This is a genomic window from Pseudomonas sp. DWRC2-2 (assembly GCF_049897885.1).
GTDB lineage: Bacteria > Pseudomonadota > Gammaproteobacteria > Pseudomonadales > Pseudomonadaceae > Aquipseudomonas > Aquipseudomonas azotoformans_A.
The window spans coordinates 143,377-168,684 of record NZ_JAFCXD010000005.1 but is presented as its reverse complement, the minus strand read 5'-3'; the positions used below and the strand labels follow the sequence as shown (position 1 = coordinate 168,684).

Genomic DNA, 25,308 nt, shown 5'->3' with positions numbered 1-25,308 from the left:
TTATGAAGCGACTGCATGTGATCGACTCCCACACCGGCGGCGAACCGACGCGCCTGGTCATGAGCGGTTTCCCGGCGCTGAGCGGCGTCACGATTGCCGATCAATTGCACAGCCTGCGCACCGAGCATGATCACTGGCGCCGTGCCTGCCTGCTGGAGCCGCGCGGCAATGATGTACTGGTCGGCGCGCTGTATTGCGAGCCCGTCACGCCGGGCGCGGTCTGTGGCGTGATCTTCTTCAACAACGCCGGTTACCTCGGCATGTGCGGCCACGGCACCATTGGCCTGGTCGCCTCGCTGCACCACTTGGGGCGCATCCAGCCCGGCGTGCACGCCATCGACACGCCTGTCGGTCCAGTGGAGGCCACGCTGCACACAGACGGCAGCGTGACGCTGTGCAATGTGCCCGCCTACCGCCTGCGCAAACAGGTGCCAGTGGAGGTGCCAGGGCATGGCGTGGTCTACGGCGATATCGCCTGGGGCGGCAACTGGTTTTTCCTGGTGTCGGACCATGGCCAACGCTTGCAGATGGACAACGTGGATGCGCTTACCGATTACACCTGGGCGATGCTCAAGGCCCTGGAGGATCAAGGCATTCACGGTGAGGATGACGCGCTGATCGACCACATCGAACTGTTCGCCGATGACGACCTTGCCGACAGCCGTAACTTCGTGATGTGCCCCGGCAAAGCCTACGACCGCTCACCCTGCGGCACCGGCACCAGCGCCAAGCTGGCCTGCCTGGCCGCCGATGAAAAACTCAAGCCCGGTGAAACCTGGACCCAAGCCAGCATCACCGGCAGCAAATTCGAAGGCCGCTATGAATGGGACGGCGAGCGCGTGCGGCCCTTCATCACCGGCAGCGCCTATATGACCGCCGAAAGCACCTTGCTGATTGACGAGCGCGACCCGTTTGCCTGGGGCATCTAAGCCCTTCCCTGTTTGTACTGAACGTTCCAAGGAGTTAGAACAATGAGCGACAACATCTTCACCGGCTGCATCCCCGCCCTGATGACCCCGTGCACCGGCGAGCGCAAACCGGACTTCGACGCCCTGGTCGCCAAGGGCCGGGAATTGATCGATATCGGCATGAGCGCCGTGGTGTACTGCGGCTCCATGGGCGACTGGCCGTTGCTCACCGAGGCCGAACGCCAGGAAGGCGTGGCGCGTCTGGTGGCCGCCGGTGTACCGACCATCGTCGGCACCGGTGCGGTCAACAGCCGTGAAGCCGTGGCCCATGCCGCCCACGCCGCCAAAGTCGGCGCCCATGGCCTGATGGTGATTCCGCGCGTGCTGTCCCGTGGTGCCTCCGCCACCGCGCAAAAGGCGCACTTCTCGGCCATCCTCAAGGCTGCGCCAAACCTGCCGGCGGTGATCTACAACAGCCCCTACTACGGCTTCGCCACCCGCGCCGACCTGTTCTTCGAACTGCGTCGCGAACATCCGAACCTGATCGGCTTCAAGGAGTTCGGCGGCGGCGCCGACCTGCGCTACGCCGCCGAACACATCACCTCCCAGGACGATAATGTGACCTTGATGGTCGGCGTGGACACCCAGGTGGTGCACGGCTTCGTCAACTGCAACGCCACCGGCGCCATCACCGGTATCGGCAACGCCCTGCCTCGCGAAGTGTTGCAGCTGGTGGCCTTGAGCAAAAAAGCCGCCAAGGGCGATGCCAAGGCCCGTCGCCAGGCCCTTGAGCTGGAAGCCGCGCTGGCGGTGCTGTCGTCCTTCGATGAAGGCTGCGACCTGGTGCTGTATTACAAGCACTTGATGGTGCTCAACGGTGATACAGGCTACGCCCTGCACTTCAATGAAACGGATGTGCTCAGCGACGCCCAGCGCCGTTATGCCGAGAACCAGTACGCGCTGTTCCGTCAGTGGTACGCCAACTGGTCGGCGGAACAGAACGTCGCCTGACGCCCTTGCGCCGCTGCGGTTCTCGCAGCGGCCAACCCCTTTTCTACCAGGACAATCCCATGACTCTGACGGGCAAAATGCTGATCGGTCAGCAACTCACTTCCGGAAATCGCGAAGCGATCCGGGCGATCAATCCCGCCACCGATACTCCCATGGAACCGGCCTATCCAGGCGGCGACGGCGAACAGGTGGCCCAGGCGTGTGCCTTGGCGTGGGCGGCGTTTGATAGTTACCGAGAAACGTCGCTGGAGGCGCGTGCCAGCTTTCTTGAAGCCATCGCCACGCAGATCGAGGCCCTGGGTGATGAGCTGATCGAACGCGCCGTTGTCGAAACCGGCCTGCCCCACGCGCGCATCCAAGGCGAACGCGGGCGTACCTGCGGCCAACTGCGCACCTTCGCTCGCACCGTGCGCGCCGGGGAATGGCTGGATGTGCGGGTGGACCCTGCACAGCCGCAGCGCCAGCCACTGCCTCGTCCAGACCTGCGCCAGCGCCATATCGCGCTGGGCCCGGTGGCCGTGTTTGGTGCGAGCAATTTCCCCCTGGCGTTTTCCGTGGCAGGTGGCGACACCGCCTCCGCGCTGGCCGCCGGTTGCCCAGTGGTGGTGAAGGCCCATGGCGCGCATCCGGGCACCAGTGAACTGGTGGGCCGGGCGGTGGCGCAAGCGGTCAAGGCTTGTGGCTTACCCGAAGGCGTGTTTTCGCTGTTGTACGGTTCGGGACGCGAGGTGGGGATTGCGTTGGTCACCGATCCGCGCATCAAGGCCGTTGGCTTTACCGGCTCACGCAGCGGTGGCGTGGCGTTGACCCAAGCCGCGCAGGCCCGGCCCGAGCCGATTCCGGTGTATGCGGAGATGAGTTCGATCAATCCGGTGTATCTGTTCCCAGCCGCACTCACCACACGCGGTGAAGCGTTGGCGAAAGGCTTCGTGGCATCGTTGACCCAAGGGGCCGGGCAGTTTTGCACCAACCCAGGTTTGGTGATCGCCGTACAAGGGCCCGCGCTGGATCGTTTTATCGGCACGGCCAGTGAAATGTTGCCCAACTGTGCAGCGCAGACCATGCTGACCCCCGGCATTTTCAGCGCCTTCGATGCAGGCGTGGCCGCACTGACAGAACACGCCAAGGTGGCGGCAAAAGGGTTGCCAGCAGAAGGCCCCAACAGAGGCCAAGCCCACCTGTTCGTGACTCAGGCCAAGGATTTTTTAGCCAATGAACACCTGCAAGCCGAAGTTTTCGGCGCAGCCTCATTGATCGTCGTATGCGCCAATAACGAAGAGATGCATCAGGTTTCCGAACACTTGGAAGGCCAACTGACCGCGACCCTGCAGATGGATGACGACGATCTGCCAAGCGCCAAGGCCCTGCTGCCGGTGCTAGAACGCAAGGCCGGTCGCCTGCTAGTCAACGGCTGGCCGACGGGTGTCGAGGTCTGTGATGCCATGGTGCATGGCGGCCCCTTCCCCGCCACGTCAGACTCGCGCAGCACTTCGGTGGGCACGGCGGCGATCCAACGGTTTTTGCGACCGGTGTGTTATCAGGACTTCCCCGATGCGCTGTTGCCTGCTGCACTCCAGCACGGCAACCCGTTGCTGCTGCGGCGCCTGCTCGATGGCCAGAGGGAGGCGTAGGCCATGTCCGATGCGGATATCGTCGTGGTCGGCGCCGGCATTATCGGCGTCGCCTGCGCGCTGCAACTGGCGCGTCAGGGCCAGCAAGTGCGAGTAGTCGACCCGCAGGAACCCGGCATGGGCGCGTCCTATGGCAACGCCGGGCACTTGGCGACCGAACAGGTGTTCCCCATTGCCGACCTGTCGATCCTCAAGCGCTTGCCCGGTATGCTGCTGGACCCCATGGGCCCGTTGCGCCTGGATTGGAAATACCTGCCGCACGCCCTGCCCTGGTTCGTGCGCTTGCTGCTGAACCTGCGCCCGGCGAGTTACCAGCGCACGGTCGCGGGTATCCGTACGCTCAATGAAGGCAGCCTGGGCGCGTGGCAGCGCCTGCTGCACAGCATCGGGCAGCCGGAGTTGTTGCGTGAGGATGGTTCGCTGCTGCTGTTTGAGCGTACGGAATCACGGGAAGCGCTCAATGCCTTGCAGCAGCGCATGCAACAGCAGCAGGTGCCGGTGGCGTTCTGGTCCGGCGATGCCATACGCCAGGCCGCACCGCAGTTGAGCGACAACATTCAGGGCGGGCTGTTTTTTCCGGGTACTGGGCACTTCCTGGATCCCTACCACGTGGTCTTCGAACTAGTACGTGCGGCCAAGGCCAGCGGCGTGCAGTTCCTTAAACGCCAAGTGCTGGATGGCCGCGTCGACGCACAGGGCGTTTCACTCACCACTGACCAGGGACCGCTGTCCGCGTGCCAGGTGCTGATTGCCTGCGGCGCCCATTCGGCCAAACTGACCGCGGCCCTGACCGGCAAAAAAGTCCCGCTGGACACCGAGCGCGGCTACCACCTGATGCTGCCCCATGAACATCATCGTCTGCCGTTTGCCGTCACGTCCCTGGAACGCAAATTCATCATGACCCCCATGACCGACGGCCTGCGCCTGGCCGGCACGGTGGAATTCGCCGGCCTCGATCGCCCGGCGAATATGGAGCGTGCCTGGCAGTTGCATCGGTTGAGCAACGGGTTGTTTCGCGAGGACCTGAGTGCAGAAGGCGCAACGCCGTGGATGGGGTTTCGGCCGTCGTTGCCGGATTCACTGCCCGTGATTGACCGGGTGTGTGATGGGAAGGTGCTGCTTGCGTTTGGGCATCAGCATTTGGGGTTGACGCAGGCGGCGGTGACGGCGGAATGGGTTGGGGCGTTGGAGAAGGATCAAGCGCAGTTACTGACGCCTTATCGCCTGGACCGATTCTGAGCGCTCTGTAGTGAGCAGGCTTGCCCTGCGCTGGGCTGCGAAGCGGCCCTAAACCCAAACGGCCGATTTCCGACTGAAGCACTGCGGCGCCTGGAGTGGGGCCGCTTCGCGGCCCAGCGCAGGGCAAGCCTGCTCACTACAACATGCGGCGGGCTTTACTTGACCAAGCGCTTCTCCTTCGAGGGGCGATAGCCGAAGTACGAGCTATAGCATTTGCTGAAATGGCTCGGCGACACAAACCCACACGCCACCAGCACCTCCACCTGTGAAAGCTCGGTGTGCTGTAACAGCCGCCGCGCTTCGGTCACGCGCAGTTCCATGTAGTAGCGCTGTGGCGTGGTGCCCAGCTGTTCCTTGAACAAGCGCTCCAACTGGCGCCGGGACCGGCCAGCGTAGACGGCGAGTTGGTCCAGCTCCAGGGGCTCTTCCAGGTTGGCGTCCATCAGCTTCACCACTTCACGCAGGGGCGCGCTGACGCTGACGTTTTCGGTGGGTTTGATGCGCCGATAGCGGGATTCTTCAAAGGCCAGGATGTCTTCGACCCCTTCGACCAGTGCCTTGTCATGCAAGCCCTTGATCCAGTCCAGCGCCATGTGGAAGGCACCGGACGGACTTGAGGCCGTCAGGCGGTCGCGGTCGATCACGTAGGGTTCGCTGGTGACGTGGGTAGCCTTGGACACTTCTGCCAGTGCCGGGCGATGTTCCGGGTGGATGGCACAACGATAGCCTTGCAACAGACCGGCACGGCCAAGGAACCAGGCGCCATTCCACAGCCCCGCGAGGTTGATACCCTGTTCAGCGGCCGTGCGCAGCAGGTGGATGAAGTCTTCGCTGGCCTTGAGTTCCGTGCGAAAACCGCCGCAGATCACCAGCAGTTCCAGGTCTTGCAGCGCCGCCACGTCGATCCGTGCATCCGGGCGGATCACCAGGCCAAGGTCGCTGATGACTTCGCCATCGTCACAGCCGAACGTACGCGCGGAAAACAGATCGGGACGCAGCAGATTGGCGGTAACGAACGTGTCGAGAGTCTGGGTGAATGCGGGCAGGGAAAAGTGTTCGAGCAACAGGAAGCCGACGCGGGTGACCGCCGCCGGCTGCGAGGTTTCGTTGAGGTAGCGCAGGTTCTTGCCTTTCATGCCGCCGCTGAATTGACGTCTTTCCATCGAGGGTTGGCCCACTCTTATTGTTGATGCAATGGGCGCCATCTTAGGGGCAAATGCGTCGGCTGTCTCAGGCCCTGATCTTGAAATAACCACAAGCGAGCAAAGCCCCCGGCTAAACAGGGTCAGTCGCATCTGATACGGTTTTTTCTTTGCTATCTGCGTCTGTATCGAAACGCCGCCTGGGCGGACAATAGCGCCATCCCTACTCCCTTCCCTCTGGAGGCCTTATGACCAAGATGGCACTTTTCCTGTTCGGCTTTTTGGTGTTGACCATCGGCATCGGCCTGCTGGCGACCATCTCGCCAGTCTGACAGTCAGCCGGCGAACAGCATCGGGTACAACGACAGCACCAGCAACGCCGCCATCGACCCGTTGAACAGCCGCAACCAGCGCGGCTCACGCAACACATTGCGCAAGCCGCTGCCGCATCCGACCCACACACAGACGCTGGGCAGGTTGACCACCGCGAACACCAGCGCAATCACCAGCACATTGGTGACGTAACCTTCGGCCGGCGTGTAGGTGGTGATTGCCCCCAGCGCCATGATCCAGGCCTTGGGGTTCACCCACTGGAACGCCGCCGCGCCGAGGAAGGTCATGGGCTTGCCCTGCTCATCAGGGCTGTCGGACATGCCGCCCGCCGTCGCAATCTTCCACGCCAGGTACAACAAATAGGCTGCGCCCACGTAGCGCAGCACCGTATAGGCCCACGGAAACACCTTGAACACCTCGCCCAGCCCCAGTCCCACTGAAATCACCAGCAGCATGAAGCCGATGCTGATCCCCAGCGCATGGGGCATCGACCGGCGGAACCCGAAGTTCACGCCCGAAGCGAGCAACATGGTGTTATTGGGTCCTGGCGTGATCGAGGACACGAAGGCGAACAGCACGAAGGCTGATAACAGGCTGGTAGACATGAACATGATGCGGCATCCAAACGCAGAGGTATGCCAGCGACAGTAGAGGGTAATGCGCCGCCCTGCCCCGTACAGCCAAGGTGCGATTGAGGCATACACTTTTTTGCCACGATTTTCACAAAGCTTTCACAGACGAGCGCCTAGGGTGACTACAGCTCCTAATGAACATCCTTTTTAGCCCGCGCTCCCCACGCGGGCTTTTCTTTGCCTGGCATTTGTCACGGGCAAAAAAAGAGGCAAGCCATTGCGCATGGCTTGCCTCTCACATCTGCCCGTTAGCGCGGGCCGCCGCCTGGCCCACCGCCCTGACCATGCCCGCCACCGTGACCACCGCCACCACCACCTCCCGGTGGCATGAACATCCAGCAGCCTGACAGGGTCGACAACAGCGCGATAACCACCGCTGCCTTGGTTAGATAACTTAACTTCATGACCACACTCTCTTACTTGACGAGATTGACTTCTCGCAGGGTAAGACAGCGCCAACTCAAGTGCGTCACGGCTATCGTGTAACCTGATGGTAGGGTTTGTAAGCCCCGCGGTACAAGGCGTCGTCAGTTTTGCGGGCGCTGCTTGGTCGAATCCAGTTCGGCTTTTTTGCCGGTGCTGATTTCAGTGATTTGCGCCGATTTGGCAATCGCAAAATCAAACGTATCCTGCATCTTGGCAATGGCATCGGTGGCGGTGCCTTTCAGCCCGCCGTTGGCCGCCCAGTCGAAGTTCCACACGCCCGAGAGATTATCGGCGCCGGGTACGTCGTGGGTTTCGATGGCGGTGAATACATCGGGGTGACGCTCCATGTACTTGGCCGCATCAGAGACCTCAGCCGGCACTTTGCCTGAGGCATTGTTGGCCAGTTGGGTCAGTTCCTGCTTGGTGATGGCCGACTTGCCGGTCTGGCGCATGTAGTCGGCAATGACCTTGCTGGACTTGGCAATGTTCAACTTGTCGTCGAACACCGAAGGTGATGCTTTAGGCGTATTTGCCCCGCTGCCCGCGGGCGTTACGGTAGTAGACATCGGCGCTGCTCCCTTGGTGAAACGAATGCAATCGTCGTGCTGACGACAGCCCGAAGCGGACGTTAGCATGGGCAATGGGCCAGTAATCCGTGCTTCACAACAATTCACAACGCCAGGCTTCCAGGCTTTGATGAGAGCACGCCATTGGACTAGCATGAGCCTCCACTCATGGAAACTGATTGCCGGAAGGCTCGCCGGGACCCACCAATGAGAGATCTACCCCCTACTGCCACGCTTCGCGCGTTCGAAGTCGCGACCCGACACACGACCTTCACTTCCGCGTCGCAAGAGTTGCATGTGACCCAAAGCGCCGTCAGCCATCAACTCAAGCACCTTGAAGACCTGTGGGGTTTACAGCTCTTCCAACGCGGCAAGTCGTTGCAATTGACTCCGGCCGGGGCGGCACTGGCGCCCATCGTTCGCGAGTTTTTCATGAACCTGGACGCCACATTGACCGACCTCCGGGAGCAAAAAGGCAGGGTCCGCCTCAAGGTCAGCACCACCTACTCTTTTGCATTGAAATGGCTGCTGCCCAGGTTGCCAGGCTTGTCGCAACAGCATCCGCAGATTCTGATCACCCTGGAGACCAGCGACAAAGCGATCATGTTTTCCAGCACGGATTCAGATGTCGCGATTCGCCTGGGCAACGGTCATTACCCCGCCTTACATTCGGAGTTCATGCTCAGGGAGCAGATTTTCCCTGTCGCCAGCCCTGACCTGCTCAAGCGCTTTGGCACCCCGCACGAGCCCGCCGAATTGTTGCGTTACCCACTCCTGACACGCGACGGCGCAGACCTGGTGCCCAAATGGGAGGCCTGGTTCGAGCACGTCGGCGTGGGCGTTTCGCCGTTCCAGGAAAGTGTCAGGTTTGCTGACACCAACATAACCATAGAAGCCGCCTTGCTGGGCCAGGGCATTGCCTTGGCCCGTAGCGGCCACGTTGAGGCCGAGATCAACGACGGCAGCCTGATCAGGTTGTTCGATGTGCCGTTCGCCTCACCGGTCGCTTATTACTTTGTCTGCCCCAAAGGGATCGAAACACAGCCCCATATCGTCAGCTTTCGTAACTGGTTGATGGTGCAGGCGACCCAGGCCCAACAACAGTATCGTTAGTACCATGAGCAATGGCTCATACCAGGATGAAGGGACTTCGTTGTTATCCAACTGCCGGGATGCTTAACATGGCGCATGCCCTTTCCTATCGTATTACTCGTCCTCTTCGCCGCCCTCTTGCACGCCAGCTGGAACGCGCTGTTACGTGTCGGCAGCGACCGGCTTTGGTCGATGACCGTGATGTGCCTGGCGGTGGCCATTATCAGCAGCGGCGTGGCGCTGTATCTCCCGGCGCCGGCTGCGGCGAGTTGGCCATACGCCGCGCTCTCGGGCGTCTTGCACGTTGGCTATAACCTGTTTTTGGTGCGCAGCTACAAAGTCGGTGACCTTGGGCAAACCTACCCGATTGCCCGTGGTTCCTCGCCCATTCTGATCACATTGTTCGCCTTGACGTTTGCTGGCGAGACCGTGGGCACCAGCGCCTTATTCGGCATTGCGCTGGTGTCGGGCGGCATTATTTCACTGGCCTTCAGACAGCGCAGGCTCGCGGTGCCCAGCTTGCCTTACGCCTTGGGCACGGGGGTGTTCATTGCGGCCTACAGCGTGACCGACGGCATAGGCGCGCGTCTCTCCGGCGCACCGCTGGCCTATACCGCCTGGATGTGCGCCCTCTGGGGCATACTGATGCCATTGGTTTACATCAGTCTGCGCGGCACGCGAAGCCTATTTGCGCCGCGTCCGGGTTTCATCACAGCCTTACTGGGTGGGCTGGTCTCCCTGCTGGCCTATGGCATCGTCATTTACGCCATGTCTGAATCGCCCATGGGCGCGGTTTCGGCCTTGCGCGAAACCAGCGTGGTCTTTGCGGCGTTGATCGGTTACTTCTTCCTGGGCGAATCGCTGAGCGTGCGCAAGGTCTTGGCGTGCGCGGTCATTGCCACCGGCACAATGTTGATTGGCTGAATTCATCTCCTTCATAAAAAGGTTCAAGACATGGCTAACGATACTTCAACCCCCCTTATTCTGATCACCGGTGGAAGCCGAGGCGTGGGCGCGGCAACGGCCCGGCTCGCGGCGGCGCAAGGCTATGACGTCGCCATCAGCTACATCAACAACGAGGCCGCCGCACTTGGCGTGGTCGCTGACGTGCAATCACTGGGACGACGCGCCTTGGCCCTGCGCGCCGACAGTGCCGCCCCGGAACAGGTCGCGCACCTGTTCAACACCCTCGACGAGACGTTTGGCCGCATCGACGTTCTGGTCAACAACGCCGCGATCATTGCACGTCAATCGCGCTTTGAAGACCTCGATTTTTCCCGCATGCAACGCATCTTCGCGATCAATGCGCTCGGCCCGATGCTCTGCGCGCAGCAAGCCGTGAAGCGCATGTCGTTTCGACACAATGGCGACGGCGGCAGCGTGATCAACGTCTCTTCGGGCGCCGCGCGATTGGGCAGCCCCAACGAGTACGTCGACTATGCAGCGTCGAAGGGAGCACTGGAAACCTTCACCATCGGTCTCTCCAAGGAAGTCGCGCGCGAAGGCATCCGCGTCAATTGCGTTCGCCCAGGGCATATCTACACCGAAATGCACGCCAGCGGCGGAGAACCGGGGCGCGTGGACCGCGTCAAGGACAGCATACCGATGGGCCGGGGTGGCGAGCCCGAAGAAGTGGCGCGGGCCATACTGTGGCTGGCAGGTAAAGAGGCGTCGTTTATTACCGGGACCTTTCTTGATGTGACTGGGGGCAAGTGAGACATTTGCACACGCTTGGCTGGGAATACACACTGCGTCATCAAGCCTTTAACCAGAATAACTGTTGATAACGGCTCCACTGAATAAACGGGATAACTCATGGGGATTAACGTCACGATGCTAAAGGGCATTTGCTTCCTGACGATGGCTGCCATTGCGCTCGATACGCTTGCGGGAACGTCGGAGCAGAACTATCTGTGCAAGACGCAAGAAACACTGTTATTCGGCTGCGACTCCGGGCCGAAAATGATCTCGGTTTGCGCATCGCACGATTTCTCAGCGACAACCGGCTATGTGCAATACCGATTTGGTACGCCCGGCAAAATCGAGTTGAGCTACCCCGAAAAACCGAGCCCACCGAAGGGTCACTTCTGGCTCAGTTCCACGGCCTACTCCGGTGGAGGCGAAGCCCATCTGCGCTTTACCAATCATGGGGTAACCTACGCCGTTTTCGACCGTATGGTGCGCACCAACTTTACCCCCGGAGAACCCAACGACCCCGAGATGAGCGAGGGAGTGGTCGTGCGTCCGCAGGGAAAAAAAGCCACACGGCGGCTTTGTACCTATTCCGAAGGCGGGATTCGCGAGCAAGCTTATACAACCATCGAACGTGAAGATTTCGACGATAGCCTCATTCCTTAAGCGCAAATGTCGCATGATCACCGCCTGGCAACAGTCGTACGCTTGGCAAAGGTCAACTGGTCGGCGCCTGCCCCCATAATGGGTGAAATTGGCGCAGAACTGCGCAAGATCTACTTTCTAAAATCCGCCGCTGGGCGCGGCTATGGACAGACCTGGCTGAAAGTGAAATTGGAATGGATGTGATGGGGCGTGAATTCAAGCGGCGAGGAGCCTGAATGGATGAGTTGATAAAAGGCCTCGACGGGCCCAGGACGGCGCAGCAGGAATTGTTCTACGACCTGGAAGATGCGGCGGCGGTGATTGGGTGGTCGGTGGTGGAGCTGACGGCTATGGCAGCCAGCGGCAGGACGCCGGATGAGGCGGTGGCACTGATGAACATATGTGCCTTACTAATGGCTCAGCAGGAAAGGATTGGCGTGTATGCCGCAGAGGTAAAGGACCAGCGCATCACACGATCATAGGCGAGTTGCACCGTAGGTAATCGCGGAATTCTATCGGTCAACCCGGATAAAGCAGCACATTCAGCAATCGCCAGTAAGTGCTGCTTATTGACGCATACCGCTTAGTTGATCCAATCCGGGTGTACGTTCATCAGTTTTCCAGGCGACTTCTTAACACCATTACAACAAACATACCCGTTATACAGATACAACCCAGGGTACTTGATAAAGCTCAGTGGCTTTACAGTGAGATACGCTGCATTCGACCAGCTACCATACGCATAGAGATAGCTCTGACTCGTATAGGAGAGGTATTCGGCGGTGTCCACGGTGACGATATACCAATTGCCTTCACCATAGTTCACCACCAGAAACAACGACGCTTTCGTAATGTCCTCAGTGGTTTTTACATAGCCTTCGACCATTTGAAAATACGTGTTGGGTACGGTCGAAAAGTCTTTCAGGCGTGCCAACTGAGAGGGCGGTACGGCCGCTTCATTGGCGTTTTCACCGGCTTGTGGCCGTACTTCAGGTTTCGCGGTTCCTTCTGGCGATTGCAATCCGTTCGACATGTTGAAATCCTTTCAGAAAAGTAGGTGCTTCGACGACACACGCAAAGAACACCTCACCCAAAACACTGGCCCGCTGTTCCTTGCGCATGCCTGTTAGTGCCTATGCCAAGACAAGCTCGGCACAAACCAGATGAACAGTGAACTACTACTATCCCGTCAGATACTGTCAACTTTCACAGTCTGCTAGATGATTTAGCGATGAGTACGTAACTTTAAGGCGCAAAATGTACAGGCAATAAAAAACCCCGTAGACGTTAATCTACGGGGTTTCCAAGAGTGGAGGCCGAGGTCGGAATCGAACCGGCGTAGGCGGATTTGCAATCCACGAATATCCTAATATTTTTCAAAAACTTATAGCCATATCGATTCCGCACCGCCCACGGTTCTACCTCGCTGGAACCCGCTGAAATCGGAGGTTCTTATTACAGTTGCGGAATGGATTTTCTCTTCTAAGTCGCCTACAGTCGGGTAAAAGCTGTCAATTGTCGGCACCGAGCCCGACCCTACCTGCTGGTGATCGAAGTACTGATGATGCGCGCATTTCAATAAATCTAAATGAACGATAGAGGCGAATTGGTGGATCTAGACAAAAAGTCTAAAATTTTTGGACTAAAACACTTTGGGGTCTTTATCAAAGAAAATCCGCATATGGCCGTTTCGCTGAGCTTGTTCTGTTGTGGGGGAATGGCGCTATGGCAGGATGTCACGCCGCTCGCGGGCTCCTTATTTGGCGCTGGCGGTGCACTCCTTGGCGCATGGGTCACCGAACTTAACAAACGTCGGACTGATTCGCAGGATAAGGCCAAAAAGGAAGCTGACGCCGTCGCAGCACTCGCACCTGAGTTACAGCGCTCGATCGAGCGAGTTCATTACATTATGGACCGCTCACTGGCTAATTTTATTTGTGAGTCGGCGGTCAATGGCGCAAAGACTAGTGACCTGCAGGCGGATTTTCGACCGTATTTGCCGCTGCTTTACCCCAGCGCGCCTCAGGTGCGCGATCTGACAAGCGAGAAGGCCATCGCCCTAGTCCGTTATTACGACTCACTAAATGAGCTTTCCAATATCGTCGACGACTGGTGGGAGCGGGAGGGGCAGCTCGCCGTCAATATTTTCAACACACTCATGCACTCTGCAGAAAAGAGCATTCGGCTGGGTCTCGTCTGCGTTGAAAAGTTCGACCTTGAGGCTCGCTTCCCGCCGCCTTATGAGTCCTGGGGTTCATTGACATTTCGGATCGAACGGACGCTGGATGGTGCGACTAGGAGTCGTCAGCATCACATGGATCGGGCCGAAAAGCGCCGGCTGGATCCAAGCACATCCAAGGGTCCGACTCCTTTCCGCAAATACTAAAAATTACCGGATGGGCACAATATGGAAGGTTACGATCTATAGCGACAGATCCTCAGCACTCGCCAATTGTGTTGAAGTACTTCGGCTTTTTGGCCCCAGTCCCACATAATTACTGAGCGTCAGCACGAATTTAGACTGCATGCATAAATGCATGATTGGCATTGTTCGGCATGCGGCTTGCCCCATTTTTGCCCCATGAAAACTGAAGGCTGGACATATCAAACAGGGCTTGGCCAAACTCAAGCGTTCGCATGGCGGCTAAGCATCAGCCTCCCGAAGTGACCTCAGAATCGCCTCATCAAAGTCCAATGATGGTCAGTCTAATTTTGTTGAAGCCTCAGATAGCGACACTTAGCCCACTTCACATCTTTTTCAAAGGCACCCCGCGCTTCCGTGGCATGCTGTGAGGTAACGGCAACTCACCCCAAAGGAATGCATTCTCATGGTACGAAAAACAACACCATCGGAGCAGTTTGCTCCCAAATTGAACTTAAATATTCAGGACATCGAACGCGGACATGCCCGGCTAGCCGACCGCATAACTGAGCTGTCTGCCTTCGATGTAAATACTGTGAGCGCAGGGATGACTCCCGAGCTTAAGGCGCTTGAAGTGGCAGTAAAAGACACACTGATCAGATGCTTTGGTGTAGACACCTCATCCTATCGGACTTATCAGAGTGCAACATCTTTAACCGTGTACCCTATCTCAATGGCAAGGGGTTCGCGCCCAAACCTAGTCGATCCGGTGGACCGTAAAGTCAAAAGTGCTATTGCTTTACTCTCACAAGCGCAACGCAGTCTCAAAGAGGACCTGATTGATATACAGCATTCCTCCAGCACCAAAGTGCCTGAATCGAATCCCCTTCTGTTTTCCAAACGAATCTTTCTGGTACATGGGCATGATGAGGGGGCAAGAGAAACCGTCGCTCGTTTTCTCGAAAAGATTGGTTTTGATCCAATTATTTTGCACGAACAGGCGAACCGTGGCCGCACTATAATTGAAAAAATTGAAGCCAATAGAGACGTCGGCTTCGCTGTAGTTCTACTCACGCCAGACGACGAGGGATGCGTAAACGGCGGAAAAGCAGAGCCCAGAGCCCGCCAAAACGTTCTGCTTGAACTTGGATATTTTCTCGGCTACCTAGGGAGAGATAAAGTGTGCGCACTTAAGAAAGGAACATTGGAAATACCAAGTGATTTCGCCGGCGTAGTCTGGACATCTATGGACGGTGATGGATGGAAGAACTCATTGTGCCTTGAACTTCAGGACGCCGGGTACGAAATTGACTGGAACAAAGTTATGCGCGGCTAACATCGATATTTTAGGTTGTCGCAGATTATCCACGGCGAAAAAATTTTTCACCGTGGAAATAAAATCTCCACGTCATAAATATTTCGAACTCAACTTTTCTCACGTTGAACATTTTGCTCACCGTACTCTGCCTCTCCTTGCTCGATTAGCACGGAAAGCTCATCTCGGTGTATAGACTCAATAAACTCACCCTTTTTTATCCAGTATTCAGTTTTCACAAATACGGTCTCAAGCTCATTTGAAAGCTTCATTCTTGGCCGCCCAGAAAAATCACAAAAATTATTATAGTACTCTCTCGTAAACCTTAAAGCTGCCAAAGTCTCAAGGGTTGTAATACCCAACGTAGACACACCTCCCTCACTGTTCTCCCACCTAACATAAACTCCACGCTGAACCATGTCACGAGTTATCTCTTTAATATGCAGGGAATTGGCCGCGAGATAAATCTTAAGTGAAGCCTGAAGGTAATCATTTAGCTTATAATTCGAAGCCCCACTTAAAACCTTAAATAGATAAACAGAGGCCTGTTCCAAATTTTTTTCCACATTATCAAATGATCTATCATTTCTTTCAGGCCATCCTTTCTCAGGAGAGCCGGTAAAAAAACGTTTATGAAGAACCGGGTGAGTTTTAAACTCAAAATCATACTTTCCAAAATAAGACATTTTTTCGAAATTAGAAAAGTACTCCAGCATACCTTTTCGATGCGCGGAAAAAGCGTCCAGATTATTCTTAAACGTTGTAATAGATATCTGCTTTGCCGCTTGATGCGTAGAGTGGAAGCGTGAAACCAGACCAGCCAACGGCAGTGAAATCGAAATAATGGCCAATGGCAAAATGCTAATCTCTATAAATTTTCGGTATCCATCAGCACTTAAACTCAAGCTGTACCCGGCCCAAACCCAAATACCGAAGGCGAGACCCAAACTCAAGGGGATTCCGATTGCCAGCCACAATAATCCTTGCTTAATTAAACCTAACTCAGAATCCAACTCAAAAATCGAAAGGACCTTTCTCCTGATCCTCTCCCCACGACCCAAGCACCACACCACCCCAGATGTAGTCAATGCGACAGGGACTATGATTGTCAGGAACATATAAACCATACTCAGCATACATCCCTCTCATAAGACATGATAAAAACTCCGATTTATAATTCTGAAAATCTCGCACTATTCAGCATCCTAGGCATTGTAGATTTTCACATACATCTTACAGACCAGAGCTGATCGATTTTGGTTGTATAGCTCTGGCTCATCAGATCTCGGCGCATCCTCCAATCAGGATCTACCGGCACGCTGGCAGAGCGTAGGGTTCCCCTACCCCATCGCTCATTGATCTGGTCCAGGACTGTCATCACCCGAGTCGCCTCCGCCGGCTGTGAAATAGCAAACAGATCATCGGTGTACTCGCCAGGCTGGCATAGGTCGAGCAGCATCACCTCGGCCTTGCTATATTTGAACCCAGGCCGAAACACACGATCAGTCGCCCCTACCGCCGCCTGGGTGAGCAGGCGAACGTCGTCAGTTGGGTACGGCATGTCTACCACCACACCGTTGGCATATTTCGCCTCCTCAGGGTTGAACATGCCGGTGCGGATACACACACGCACCTTCTTACACAGCGAGTTCTGCGCTCGGAGCTTTTCTGAGGCTCGCATCATATAGGTGGCCACCGCCTCTTTGATAGGCGCCAACTCCGTCAGCCTCTTGCCGAACATGCGGCTACAGCAGATCTCCTGCTTTGGCGGATCCGGCTCATCCAGCTCCAGGCAGGGCGTGCCGCCTAACTCCCTGGCCGTCTTCTCGATCACAATGCTGAACTTCTTACGGAGCGTCCACGGATCGGCCTTAGCCAAGTCCATAGCCGACTTGATGCCCATGGCATCAAGATGGAGTTTCATCTTGCGGCCAACGCCCCACACTTCAGCCACGTCCGTATTACGCAGCACCCAGTCACGCTTAACCCGATCGGTGATGTTGACCACTCCACCGGTTTGGGACTGCAGGCGCTTCGCGGTGTGGTTTGCCAGCTTCGCCAGAGTCTTTGTGTGAGCGATACCAACGCCGACAGGGATACCAGTGCAGCGAAGCACCTGGGCCCGAATCTGCCGGCCTAAGGCATCCAACTCACCGACACCAGTCAGATCAGCGAACGCCTCGTCAATGCTGTACACCTCAACCGCCGGTACCATCGCCTCGATCAGGCTCATCACGCGCTCGCTCATGTCGCCGTACAGCGCATAGTTGGAGGAGAACGGGACAATGCCGTGCTGCTTGAGCTTGTGCTGGATCTGGAAATACGGCTCGCCCATCTTGATAAAGGGCTTGGCGTCGTAACTACGGGCGATAACACAACCGTCATTATTGCTCAGCACCACGATGGGCACTTTCGCCAGGTCGGGCCGAAATACTCGCTCGCAGCTGGCATAGAAACTGTTGCAGTCGATCAGTGCAAAGGTTGGCTGCTGCTTAGACATGGCTGCGCACTGTGCTGGTGATCACGCCCCAGATCGACAGTTCGTCGCCTTCAAGAACGTAGCGCGCCGGGAACTTGGGGTTTTCGGAAAGCAGGACCACCTCCCGGCCACGCTTACACAAACGCTTGCAGACGGGCTCATTGTTCAGCAGTGCCACCACCACATGCCCGTGGATCGGCTCGATGGCACGGTCCACCACTGCCAGGTCACCATCGAAGATCCCGACGCCCTGCATGCTCTCCCCGGTGATCGCTACCAGGTACACGTGGGGCGCACGGATATTCAAGACCTCATCCAATGAGATGTGCTGCTCGATGTGGTCCGCTGCCGGCGATGGAAAACCGGCTGGAACCTGGAACGAGCACAGCGGCAACTTCGCGCCGACCTCAGCGATGGGACCTAGAATAGTGAAGCTCATGATGCGGCCTTTTACATTTACTGTATGAATGTACAGTTAACTTTGTAGGACGTTTGCGGTCAATTTTTCTGTAGGGGATTTCGACAAGCGGAGAGGTGCATATGTGCGGGCGATTCGTGCAATACGAAGGGATGGCGATCTTCATTGAAGAGCTGAGCCCGCAGATAGAGCTGTTCAGCGGGTATGACGCTCAGCCTATTGATCGCTACAACGTCGCACCGTCAACGCGGGTGCAGGTTTTACACACATTAGAGGATGGGCTGCATATCGATGCGGTGAAATGGGGATGGGCGCCTTTCTGGGCGAAGGGAAAACGTTCGGATCCGATTAACGCGAGGGTCGAGACGGTCACCACCGGGAAGTTCTTCAAACAGCTCTGGCCGAATGGCCGGGCCATTGTGCCCAGTGAAGGCTGGTATGAATGGGTAAAAGATCCGGACGATCCGGAGAAGAAGCAGCCCTACTTCATCCGCCTGAAGAGCCGGCGTCCGATGTTCTTCGGGGCGCTTGCCCAGGTCAATTCAGGATTGGAGCCTCACGAGGGCGATGGTTTTGTCATTATCACCGCCGCAAGCGATCAGGGCATGGTCGATATCCACGACCGGCGCCCTTTGGTGCTAACACCAGAGCATGCCAACGAGTGGCTTGATCCCGGCATGACCCCATCGCGAGCGGAGGAGATTGCAAAGGAACTGTGCCAACGCACGGAAGAGTTTGAATGGTTTCCCGTAGGCAAGGCCATAGGGAATGTTAGAAATCAGGGGCCGGAACTGATTGAGCCAGACAGGTCAGCTCAGGTACCACATCACGAAGGCGACTGCAGAGATCCACACCAGGGTAAGCAGAAATGAAAGACCCGCGAGTTGCTTATCCATCCGCTACCCAATGTGAGGTTAAAAGACTGCAATACGAGCTACAGGGGCAACTTTAGTTCAGTGAGGGCAACGCGCCACCGTTCAAAACGGCGGCACCTATCAGAACAGCCCACCCAACGCTGCCGGCTCCCAATTCATGATTATCAACTCACCGCTGATCTCGGCTTTGCCTTGGCGCTGGTTAGCTGTGCTGTATCGAATATCTATCGTCTCGAAGTGAAAGCCTTCAAATACGCTTCGGATATCGGGATGATCATTGATGCTAACCATCACCTTGCCCTTGCAGCGCCGCATGAAATCGGCCATTCGCTCGTAGTTTTCAAAAGGAAAGTCCACGCCATAGCCTGCGGTTTGCCAGTAAGGCGGGTCCATGTAATGGAAAGTGTGCTGTCGGTCATAACGTTCGGCGCAATCAATCCAGGGGAGATTCTCAACATAGGTGCCGGACAGCCGCTGCCATGCGGCCGAGAGGTTCTCCTCGATCCGCAGCAGGTTAATAGCCGGGCCAGTCGTCGCGGTGCCAAAGATCTGCCCCGTCACCTTGCCGGCGAAGGCGTGATGCTGCAGGTAGAAAATCGGGCGGCGCGTTGGATATCAGCAAGGGTTTCAGGTCGGGTCATTTTCTGCCATTCGAACACCTGTCGAGAACTGAGTGCCCATTTGAACTGGCGCACGAATTCTTCCAAGTGGTTCTGCACAACGCGGTAGAGCGTCACCAGGTCGCCGTTGATGTCGTTTAGGACCTCAACCGGGGCGGCCTGGGGACGCATGAAGTAGAGCGCGGCACCGCCAGCAAAAACTTCGACGTAGCATTCGTGCGGCGGGAAGAGCGGGATAAGGCGGTCGGCTAGGCGGCGTTTGCCGCCCATCCAGGGGACGATGGGTGTAGGCATAGAAGCAAGACCTTTGCTGTATGGATAAACAGTGCTAGGCTCGCTTCGCTTTGTGCACGAAGCAGGAGCCTTGGCTGGACTTGCAGGGACGATCTGCGGGGAAGGTGGCTGTTTGAATGTTGACGCATCCAAAACAGCCGCTCCTTTTTAAATCGGTCTAACAGGCTGGCTAATGAAAAAAGATCTACTACATAATTTCAAAATTGAACTACCGCAGTTCGCAACTAAGCTTATTACAGAGCTGTTGTTAGGGATCATCATAGGCTCCATTCCAGTATGGATTAACTCCAGATCCAAAGAAGGGTTTGAAGCTACTATCAACGGCCTACTTGCAGTAAAACAGCTATCGGATCATGCCTCATTTCTCCTGATACCCTACACCGTCATTTGTATATATAGCTTTGCATTCACCCGAAAGACCGAATGGGGAGCGAGAAGATTTAATTACATCCACAAGATAACCTCCGAAGTCGGAACGAATTTATTAGCAATAGTAAGAGCTGGGCTAGGCGCAATGTTTGGCTATTTAACGGCTTCTGCATTCACCGAGTTCGGAGCAAAATCCAATACCGAATACGTAACAACAGCTCTATACCTAGTATTCACACTGATTTTTTGCGCTGCAGTTTCACTCTTTCACGACACCCTCACACCACAAAAATTGACTAGCCGGTATAAAAACGATCTTAAGTTTGATCGTAACTTGAAATAGCCCCTCTCAATGTAGGATCTCCCGAACGTAGGATTGGCACGTCGCAAGGGCGATCAATCCTTGATCACCTGCATCGGTGATTCCGATAATTCGTTGAGCATGCGCTGGGTCAAGTTGGGCTCTTGTGGGGCCATGAAGGAACTCAAACAACTCAGGAAAGCGTTTGAGAAAGCCCCCATTGATTCGATAACACCCCAGGTGGTCGCGCAGTACCGGGACGCCAGGACAGCAAAGGTCAGGGCGAATCGGGAAATCGCGCTGCTGTCGCACATGTTCACGATCGCCCGCGAGTGGGGCCTGACCAACAACGCCAACCCCTGCTTCGGTGTGCGCCGCAATGAGGAGATCCCACGGGACTACTACGCCGGCGATATCGTGTGGAATGCCGTATACGACGCAGCCGTGCAGGAACTCAAGGATGCCATGGACCTTGCCTACTTAACCGGTCAGCGCCCCGCCGACGTCTTGAAAATAGCCACCACCGATCTAAACGCCGATTTCCTAATGGTCAAACAGGGCAAGACTGAGAAGAAACTTCGCCTACGCCTGGAGGACGAAGGTGTTCAATCCGGACTGAGTGCCTTTATCAATGATCTGCAGGAACGCCGAGCCTTCAGCGGCATAAAAACATCGAGGCTGATCACCAACACATCCGGCCTAAGGATGAGCCAGCAGATGCTACGCAATCGCTGGGACGAAGCTCGTGAGAAAGCCGCCATCAAAGCAGGTGCCAACGGTGACTCAGCTCTGGCAGTGCTGATTCGTCAGTTCCAGTTCAAGGATATTCGCCCGAAAGCGACCAGCGAGATCGAGTTGACACACGCCAGCCGCCTACTTGGGCACACCACCGAAGAGATGACCGAGAAGGTCTATCGACGAGTGGGTGAGATCGTCAAGCCAACTAAATAACATTTCGCCACTTTCTCGGACCCAAATCACTGTGGTGGGCTGAGTGCATCCAGTAATCGCACGAATTGCCGCAGTTTCTCTAGCTCTGTTGGGGCAGTACCATCTGGATCGAAGTGCATAACGTCGTTGCGAATGTCTCTTATCTCCTTCAGGTGCTCGACGAATGTTGCGCGATCTATATTTAGCCCCAAGGTAGACCAGCGGCTGGGATTCTCAAGTAATCGAACATGCTCTCCAAAAGTAAGATCGGACAAACTGTTTATATCTCGAGACACGTCTCCTGGGTCTTTTAGTGAGGACAGATCATCCCTTGTAAACTTCCCATCAGCTAAGCGACGAAGGTGCATCTCGATCTCGCCGAGCAGTAAGAATGGCTCGGCGAGCTGACGGAATTGAAGGCTTAAATCAGTTGTCGTCACTATGCCAGATATCGTTTTGTCGCTAGCCTCGATCAAAACGAAAGCACGTTCTACGATTGTTGGAATTGCTGAAAAAAGTGAGCTGTCCGCATTAATCACTACCGCCTCATCGAGGCAATCCCTGACGTTTACGCACGGGCGGTTAAGCGCGAGCATAGAGCCAATAGACTTCCAGGTGACAACACCCTTAAGTGATCGATCACCTTGCATAACCGGGAGCTGAGAGTAGTCATAGAGCAGCATCAGCGTAACTGCTTCAGAAACCGTGGCATTCGGCCCAACAGATATTAGTTTGAGGTTAGCAGATGGTAGCTTCCCAATTCTTTGAGTAGGATCATCAGGTTCCTCAGTTACAACCTTACCCAAAGACTCTTCATGCAGGTCTGAAAACTGGCTAGCGATAACTTCAGGTTCTTCTACCAAATGAAATACAAGAGGCCCATCAAGGTATGCGTACTCAATATCTGGATCGGTAGTTAACTTTAACTCTTCCAGATTCTTTCTGATAGCGTCCACAATATAGCGACTGCGACGCTCGTACCGATACCAACTTAGGAGAGTACGAACGGAGTACTCTTGAGGCCCTTCAGATCTCACACGCTCAGCAACCTTACTTAGCTCTTCTGGAGCGCTATACATCATTCATCCCTAGTAGATATAAACGACCTAAAGAAAAACTACGCAAGTCGTTTAGGGTCTTGGCAGCTGGTCAGTGGAATTTGCAATCCTGGATGCAGACTATCGCTGATTATCTGTACTGATGTATAGAGCCTTTGGCACCAGAGCCGTTGATTTTGAGCTCCCTTTGAATCGAGGTTGCGGAACGCATGCCAATAGTTGCGGAACGGTTCTTAAATCCCAGGCAATAAAAAACCCCGTAGACGTTAATCTACGAGGTTTCTAAGAGTGGAGGCCGAGGTCGGAATCGAACCGGCGTAGGCGGATTTGCAATCCGCTGCATAACCATTTTGCTACTCGGCCTCAAACGATCAATGTCCTGACTGCTGACACTCACCGCATAAAAACTTGAGTGGGCTATGAAACCCTGCCTCTACTCTAACTCATTGAATACATTGAAGTTTTTAATGCTTCATTGCGTTCGATGGGCGCCATTATGTACGTATTTGCCAAAGCGTGCAACCCCTTGATTTCAAAAATATTTCGTATTGGCATCAAGGGGTTGCGGGGCTGCCCTACTCCTTGATGTGGAGCTGTTGGTACTGCGGGTCGGCCTTGATTTGCGCTTCGGTGAAGGGCAATGGGCTGAGTTTTTTCTGGGAGAAGGCTTGGGTCTGGTCCTTGGCGTGTTTGGACGCTGGGTTGCTGGACTCGGAGAACGCGAGTACGCCTTGGGCATGGGGCCCCTGGTCGTCGAAGGTGACGATTTGCAGGTAGCTGGTGCCGCTGACCACTTCACGCTTGCCGTCGGCGCGGGGCACGGTTTGCATGGCGTTGTAGATTCCCAGCTCTTGCGGGCCGCCGTGGATCGGGGTTTGGCCGGAGACTTGGACGTCGCCCCAGGTGCTGTTGGCGGTGAGGCCGAGTTTGGCGATGTCGGCGGTGGACGCCAGCATGGCGTCGCGCAGGGCTTTGGCGACATCCGCGCGTTCGATGGCCAGGCCGCGTGGCGTGGTGAGGGGCTGGGCCGGGTCGAAGGCGACGCGCCAGGCGTCGGGGATTTGCTGCAGGTGTTGCACCAGGTTGATGAAGTGCATCAGGCCGATGCCGCTGTCGAGGTTGGCGCGCTGGTCCCAGTTTTTCAAGTCGGTGCACAGGGGCTGCAGCGCAGTGGCGTCGGCGCCGAGGTGTTTGGCGCAGAATGCGAGCAGGTCGGGCATGACTTGGCCCGCCAGGTACACCTCGTTGTCCATCACCATGTTTTGCAGGTCGGTGACACCGATCGGTTTGTCCAGGGATTGCAGGCGTTGCAAGGCAAAACGCGCGCGCGGGCCGAGGCCGATATGGTCCTGGCTGATCACTGGGGAGAAGCCGGTGAGCGGCGCCTTGGGGTTGGCCAGCCAGGCCGAGTCGTTGGAGTGCTGCACGTAGTCGGTGCGTTGCAGTTGCGGCAATTGATCGGCCGGGAAGATGCCGGCCTGGGCTGCGCGCGGGTCGACGTCCCAGGCACAGGCGCTGTGGGCGCCGTCGAGCATGATCATCTGCAGGCCTGCACGGGGGTCGCTGCATTGCGCGAGTTTGGCCGCGCTGACGTTGGGCACCACCGACTGGTTCATGTACAGGCTCTGGCCTTGGTCATCGGCGGCCAGGGTGTTGACCCACGGGATACCTTGCAGGGTGTGCACCGAGGTTTTCAGTTGATCGAGGCTGCCCGCGCGGTTCATCGCGTACCACTGTTGCAGCACACGGTCGTTGCCCAGGTTGGCGTCACGCAGGCTGAAGGCGTAGCGGTTGTCCCAGTCGAGCTTGCCCGGCCATTGCACAACCGGGCCGAATTGCGAGCTATAGACGGTGTGCGACTGGCCCTTGAGGCTGCCATCGGCTTGTTTGATTTGCACCGTCACCGTGGTTTTATCCAGGGCGACGGATTTGCCATCGAGCAGGTAGCGCGTGGAATCCTTCGGGTCGAGGGTCAGGCGGTACAGGGTGAAGTGCTTGGACGTATCCACGGTGTGGGTCCACGCCACGTGCTGGTTGAAACCGATGTTGATCACCGGCAGGCCCGGCAGCGCCGCGCCCATCACATCCAACTGGCCGGGGATGGTCAGGTGCATCTCATAAAAACGCATGCCGCCCACCCACGGGAAGTGCGGGTTGGCCAGCAGCATGCCGCGTCCGTTGAACGAGCGATCACGGCCGACCGCCACGGCGTTACTGCCGCGATCGAAGGCGAAGCGCTGCTGATTGGCGGCGGCCAGTTCAAAAGCTTTCGAGTCGGTCGGTACGCTGGCCGTGGCTTGGGGCGGCGTCGCACCCACCAAGGCTTCAGCGAATTGGCCGACACCGCCTTCGACCAATAACCTACGAGTCAGCTTGACCAAGTCTTCAGCCACCAATGGCCGCACCCACGCCGCCTGGCACTGCGCCGGAGCGCCCTGCTCTTTCAGGTAACGGTTGTAGCCGGCCACGTAACCTTGGATACGTTGCTGGATCTGCGGGCTTTGCGCCTTCCAGAACGCGGCGACCGATTCCGGCGTGTTCAGCCACGTAAAAAACACGTCACTGGCCAGGTTGTTGCGCTCTTCCAGGGTCGCCTGCTCGGGGCCGAAGAACTTGGCGCGCTCGCCATTCACGGTGACCACTTCATTGGCCAGCAGGCACAGGTTGTCCTGGGCGTAGGCGTAGCCGATGCCGAAACCCAGGCCACGCTCATCGTTGGCGCGGATGTGCGGTACGCCGTAACTGGTGCGCCGGATATCCGCCGACGCTTGCGTCACCGGTTCCCGCGCCGAGGCGGCCAGGCTCAACCCCAGCAACATGCCCGCCACACCTACCCTGGACAACCCATTGGAAATAATCACGCAAACTCCACCGTCAGATTTAACCGCCTCACAAGGGGTAATAACCCCACCGTAAGAACGCAAACCACCAGGAATAATTTAGCGCGACGGCACGTTTATTTAAGGCAGA

24 protein-coding genes, 1 tRNA gene and 2 pseudogenes are annotated in these 25,308 nt (G+C 56.6%); 14 read left to right on the top strand and 13 right to left on the bottom strand.

Translation table 11 applies throughout. From position 1 onward, the window contains the following. Positions 1-2: 2 nt before the first annotated feature. From ACP7EW_RS22515 to ACP7EW_RS22500, 4 genes are read left to right on the top strand one after another with little or no spacing between them, the layout of a single operon-like run. Positions 3-929, top strand: a complete 927-nt coding sequence (locus ACP7EW_RS22515) for a 4-hydroxyproline epimerase (protein ID WP_426219833.1) — start codon at positions 3-5, stop codon at positions 927-929. 42 nt (positions 930-971) lie between these two features. Then, positions 972-1,919 carry a dihydrodipicolinate synthase family protein gene (locus ACP7EW_RS22510; RefSeq protein WP_426219831.1) on the top strand — a complete coding sequence of 316 codons (948 nt, stop codon included), beginning with the start codon at positions 972-974 and terminating at the stop codon, positions 1,917-1,919. A 59-nt stretch (positions 1,920-1,978) separates the two neighbouring features. Further along, positions 1,979-3,550 carry an aldehyde dehydrogenase (NADP(+)) gene (locus ACP7EW_RS22505; RefSeq protein WP_426219829.1) on the top strand — a complete coding sequence of 524 codons (1,572 nt, stop codon included), beginning with the start codon at positions 1,979-1,981 and terminating at the stop codon, positions 3,548-3,550. A 3-nt stretch (positions 3,551-3,553) separates the two neighbouring features. Further along, positions 3,554-4,789, top strand: a complete 1,236-nt coding sequence (locus ACP7EW_RS22500; protein WP_426219827.1) for an NAD(P)/FAD-dependent oxidoreductase — start codon at positions 3,554-3,556, stop codon at positions 4,787-4,789. Positions 4,790-4,944: 155 nt separating this feature from the next. On the opposite strand, the gene ACP7EW_RS22495 is transcribed toward ACP7EW_RS22500, so the two are convergent. From ACP7EW_RS22495 to ACP7EW_RS22480, 4 genes are all read right to left on the bottom strand, one after another. After that, on the bottom strand, positions 4,945-5,952 hold the full coding sequence (locus ACP7EW_RS22495) for a GlxA family transcriptional regulator (protein WP_426219825.1): 1,008 nt from the start codon (positions 5,950-5,952) through the stop codon (positions 4,945-4,947). Between the two features lie 314 nt (positions 5,953-6,266). Continuing rightward, entirely contained in the window at positions 6,267-6,875 is a 609-nt protein-coding gene (locus ACP7EW_RS22490) for a LysE family translocator (RefSeq protein ID WP_038844575.1), read from the bottom strand. A 269-nt stretch (positions 6,876-7,144) separates the two neighbouring features. Next, positions 7,145-7,300, bottom strand: a complete 156-nt coding sequence (locus tag ACP7EW_RS22485) for a hypothetical protein (RefSeq protein ID WP_177074976.1) — start codon at positions 7,298-7,300, stop codon at positions 7,145-7,147. A 123-nt stretch (positions 7,301-7,423) separates the two neighbouring features. After that, positions 7,424-7,888 carry a hypothetical protein gene (locus ACP7EW_RS22480; protein WP_033903010.1) on the bottom strand — a complete coding sequence of 155 codons (465 nt, stop codon included), beginning with the start codon at positions 7,886-7,888 and terminating at the stop codon, positions 7,424-7,426. Between the two features lie 207 nt (positions 7,889-8,095). On the opposite strand from ACP7EW_RS22480, the gene gcvA reads away from it, so the two are divergent. The 5 genes from gcvA to ACP7EW_RS22455 all read left to right on the top strand — a co-directional run bounded on the left by gcvA (position 8,096) and on the right by ACP7EW_RS22455 (position 11,799). Further along, the gene (gene gcvA / locus ACP7EW_RS22475; protein WP_426219822.1) at positions 8,096-9,001 is read left to right on the top strand and encodes a transcriptional regulator GcvA; all 906 of its coding nucleotides are present in this window, start codon (positions 8,096-8,098) and stop codon (positions 8,999-9,001) included. A gap of 75 nt (positions 9,002-9,076) precedes the next feature. Further along, entirely contained in the window at positions 9,077-9,904 is an 828-nt protein-coding gene (locus ACP7EW_RS22470; protein ID WP_426219821.1) for an EamA family transporter, read from the top strand. A 30-nt stretch (positions 9,905-9,934) separates the two neighbouring features. Further along, the gene (locus tag ACP7EW_RS22465) at positions 9,935-10,696 is read left to right on the top strand and encodes an SDR family oxidoreductase (protein ID WP_426219819.1); all 762 of its coding nucleotides are present in this window, start codon (positions 9,935-9,937) and stop codon (positions 10,694-10,696) included. A 99-nt stretch (positions 10,697-10,795) separates the two neighbouring features. Then, positions 10,796-11,338 carry a hypothetical protein gene (locus ACP7EW_RS22460; RefSeq protein ID WP_426219817.1) on the top strand — a complete coding sequence of 181 codons (543 nt, stop codon included), beginning with the start codon at positions 10,796-10,798 and terminating at the stop codon, positions 11,336-11,338. Positions 11,339-11,553: 215 nt separating this feature from the next. After that, complete coding sequence (locus ACP7EW_RS22455) at positions 11,554-11,799, top strand: hypothetical protein (RefSeq protein WP_426128715.1); 246 nt, start codon at positions 11,554-11,556, stop codon at positions 11,797-11,799. Between the two features lie 101 nt (positions 11,800-11,900). Here the strand turns inward: ACP7EW_RS22455 and ACP7EW_RS22450 are convergent, their stop codons facing one another. Then, positions 11,901-12,350 (bottom strand): hypothetical protein, encoded by a 450-nt coding sequence (locus tag ACP7EW_RS22450; RefSeq protein WP_426219815.1) that lies wholly within the window; start codon positions 12,348-12,350, stop codon positions 11,901-11,903. A 576-nt stretch (positions 12,351-12,926) separates the two neighbouring features. Between ACP7EW_RS22450 and ACP7EW_RS22445 the strand changes: the two genes are divergently transcribed. After that, entirely contained in the window at positions 12,927-13,703 is a 777-nt protein-coding gene (locus ACP7EW_RS22445) for a hypothetical protein (protein WP_426219813.1), read from the top strand. 442 nt (positions 13,704-14,145) lie between these two features. Further along, positions 14,146-15,015, top strand: a complete 870-nt coding sequence (locus tag ACP7EW_RS22440) for a TIR domain-containing protein (RefSeq protein WP_426219811.1) — start codon at positions 14,146-14,148, stop codon at positions 15,013-15,015. Positions 15,016-15,104: 89 nt separating this feature from the next. Here ACP7EW_RS22440 and ACP7EW_RS22435 read toward each other — a convergent pair whose 3' ends face one another. The 3 genes from ACP7EW_RS22435 to ACP7EW_RS22425 form a co-directional block, all read right to left on the bottom strand. Continuing rightward, complete coding sequence (locus ACP7EW_RS22435; protein WP_426219809.1) at positions 15,105-16,130, bottom strand: hypothetical protein; 1,026 nt, start codon at positions 16,128-16,130, stop codon at positions 15,105-15,107. A gap of 86 nt (positions 16,131-16,216) precedes the next feature. Next, positions 16,217-17,494: a translesion error-prone DNA polymerase V subunit UmuC gene (gene umuC / locus ACP7EW_RS22430; RefSeq protein WP_426219807.1), complete on the bottom strand. Its 1,278-nt coding sequence runs from the start codon at positions 17,492-17,494 to the stop codon at positions 16,217-16,219. Beyond that, the gene (locus ACP7EW_RS22425; protein WP_044286813.1) at positions 17,487-17,912 is read right to left on the bottom strand and encodes a LexA family protein; all 426 of its coding nucleotides are present in this window, start codon (positions 17,910-17,912) and stop codon (positions 17,487-17,489) included. The genes umuC and ACP7EW_RS22425 overlap by 8 nt, the downstream gene beginning before the upstream one ends. A gap of 101 nt (positions 17,913-18,013) precedes the next feature. Between ACP7EW_RS22425 and ACP7EW_RS22420 the strand changes: the two genes are divergently transcribed. Beyond that, positions 18,014-18,763, top strand: a complete 750-nt coding sequence (locus ACP7EW_RS22420; protein ID WP_426219804.1) for an SOS response-associated peptidase family protein — start codon at positions 18,014-18,016, stop codon at positions 18,761-18,763. A gap of 123 nt (positions 18,764-18,886) precedes the next feature. On the opposite strand, the pseudogene ACP7EW_RS22415 reads toward ACP7EW_RS22420, so the two are convergent. Next, positions 18,887-19,680 (bottom strand): annotated as a pseudogene (locus ACP7EW_RS22415) (DNA adenine methylase). A 172-nt stretch (positions 19,681-19,852) separates the two neighbouring features. Here ACP7EW_RS22415 and ACP7EW_RS22410 point away from each other — a divergent pair. After that, entirely contained in the window at positions 19,853-20,392 is a 540-nt protein-coding gene (locus tag ACP7EW_RS22410) for a hypothetical protein (protein WP_139212922.1), read from the top strand. 6 nt (positions 20,393-20,398) lie between these two features. Here ACP7EW_RS22410 and ACP7EW_RS22405 read toward each other — a convergent pair. Continuing rightward, positions 20,399-20,530, bottom strand: a pseudogene (locus tag ACP7EW_RS22405) (lysis protein); the annotation flags it as partial. On the opposite strand from ACP7EW_RS22405, the gene ACP7EW_RS22400 reads away from it, so the two are divergent. Continuing rightward, positions 20,492-21,301 (top strand): tyrosine-type recombinase/integrase, encoded by an 810-nt coding sequence (locus ACP7EW_RS22400; RefSeq protein WP_426219802.1) that lies wholly within the window; start codon positions 20,492-20,494, stop codon positions 21,299-21,301. The pseudogene ACP7EW_RS22405 and the gene ACP7EW_RS22400 sit on opposite strands and share 39 nt — an antisense overlap. A gap of 26 nt (positions 21,302-21,327) precedes the next feature. Here the strand turns inward: ACP7EW_RS22400 and ACP7EW_RS22395 are convergent, their stop codons facing one another. The 3 genes from ACP7EW_RS22395 to ACP7EW_RS22385 all read right to left on the bottom strand — a co-directional run bounded on the left by ACP7EW_RS22395 (position 21,328) and on the right by ACP7EW_RS22385 (position 25,199). Further along, a complete protein-coding gene (locus ACP7EW_RS22395; RefSeq protein WP_426219800.1) occupies positions 21,328-22,359 on the bottom strand; it encodes a CBS domain-containing protein in 1,032 nt (343 codons plus the stop codon). Between the two features lie 268 nt (positions 22,360-22,627). Next, a tRNA-Cys gene (locus ACP7EW_RS22390) sits at positions 22,628-22,701 on the bottom strand. A 212-nt stretch (positions 22,702-22,913) separates the two neighbouring features. Next, positions 22,914-25,199, bottom strand: coding sequence for an acylase (locus ACP7EW_RS22385; RefSeq protein WP_426219798.1), 2,286 nt, complete (start codon positions 25,197-25,199; stop codon positions 22,914-22,916). Between the last annotated feature and the right edge of the window lie 109 nt (positions 25,200-25,308).

Coding starts and splice junctions, on each gene's coding strand:
- ACP7EW_RS22455 (WP_426128715.1), top strand. CDS start 11,554: ATGGATGAGTTGATAAAAGGCCTCGACGGGCCCAGGACGGCGCAGCAG.
- ACP7EW_RS22470 (WP_426219821.1), top strand. CDS start 9,077: ATGCCCTTTCCTATCGTATTACTCGTCCTCTTCGCCGCCCTCTTGCAC.
- ACP7EW_RS22490 (WP_038844575.1), bottom strand. CDS start 6,875: ATGTTCATGTCTACCAGCCTGTTATCAGCCTTCGTGCTGTTCGCCTTC.
- ACP7EW_RS22460 (WP_426219817.1), top strand. CDS start 10,796: ATGGGGATTAACGTCACGATGCTAAAGGGCATTTGCTTCCTGACGATG.
- ACP7EW_RS22485 (WP_177074976.1), bottom strand. CDS start 7,300: ATGAAGTTAAGTTATCTAACCAAGGCAGCGGTGGTTATCGCGCTGTTG.
- umuC (WP_426219807.1), bottom strand. CDS start 17,494: ATGTCTAAGCAGCAGCCAACCTTTGCACTGATCGACTGCAACAGTTTC.
- ACP7EW_RS22420 (WP_426219804.1), top strand. CDS start 18,014: ATGTGCGGGCGATTCGTGCAATACGAAGGGATGGCGATCTTCATTGAA.
- ACP7EW_RS22395 (WP_426219800.1), bottom strand. CDS start 22,359: ATGTATAGCGCTCCAGAAGAGCTAAGTAAGGTTGCTGAGCGTGTGAGA.
- ACP7EW_RS22500 (WP_426219827.1), top strand. CDS start 3,554: ATGTCCGATGCGGATATCGTCGTGGTCGGCGCCGGCATTATCGGCGTC.
- ACP7EW_RS22495 (WP_426219825.1), bottom strand. CDS start 5,952: ATGGAAAGACGTCAATTCAGCGGCGGCATGAAAGGCAAGAACCTGCGC.
- ACP7EW_RS22510 (WP_426219831.1), top strand. CDS start 972: ATGAGCGACAACATCTTCACCGGCTGCATCCCCGCCCTGATGACCCCG.
- ACP7EW_RS22505 (WP_426219829.1), top strand. CDS start 1,979: ATGACTCTGACGGGCAAAATGCTGATCGGTCAGCAACTCACTTCCGGA.
- ACP7EW_RS22440 (WP_426219811.1), top strand. CDS start 14,146: ATGGTACGAAAAACAACACCATCGGAGCAGTTTGCTCCCAAATTGAAC.
- ACP7EW_RS22450 (WP_426219815.1), bottom strand. CDS start 12,350: ATGTCGAACGGATTGCAATCGCCAGAAGGAACCGCGAAACCTGAAGTA.
- ACP7EW_RS22465 (WP_426219819.1), top strand. CDS start 9,935: ATGGCTAACGATACTTCAACCCCCCTTATTCTGATCACCGGTGGAAGC.
- ACP7EW_RS22410 (WP_139212922.1), top strand. CDS start 19,853: ATGAAAAAAGATCTACTACATAATTTCAAAATTGAACTACCGCAGTTC.
- ACP7EW_RS22435 (WP_426219809.1), bottom strand. CDS start 16,130: ATGCTGAGTATGGTTTATATGTTCCTGACAATCATAGTCCCTGTCGCA.
- ACP7EW_RS22515 (WP_426219833.1), top strand. CDS start 3: ATGAAGCGACTGCATGTGATCGACTCCCACACCGGCGGCGAACCGACG.
- ACP7EW_RS22400 (WP_426219802.1), top strand. CDS start 20,492: ATGCGCTGGGTCAAGTTGGGCTCTTGTGGGGCCATGAAGGAACTCAAA.
- ACP7EW_RS22480 (WP_033903010.1), bottom strand. CDS start 7,888: ATGTCTACTACCGTAACGCCCGCGGGCAGCGGGGCAAATACGCCTAAA.
- gcvA (WP_426219822.1), top strand. CDS start 8,096: ATGAGAGATCTACCCCCTACTGCCACGCTTCGCGCGTTCGAAGTCGCG.
- ACP7EW_RS22425 (WP_044286813.1), bottom strand. CDS start 17,912: ATGAGCTTCACTATTCTAGGTCCCATCGCTGAGGTCGGCGCGAAGTTG.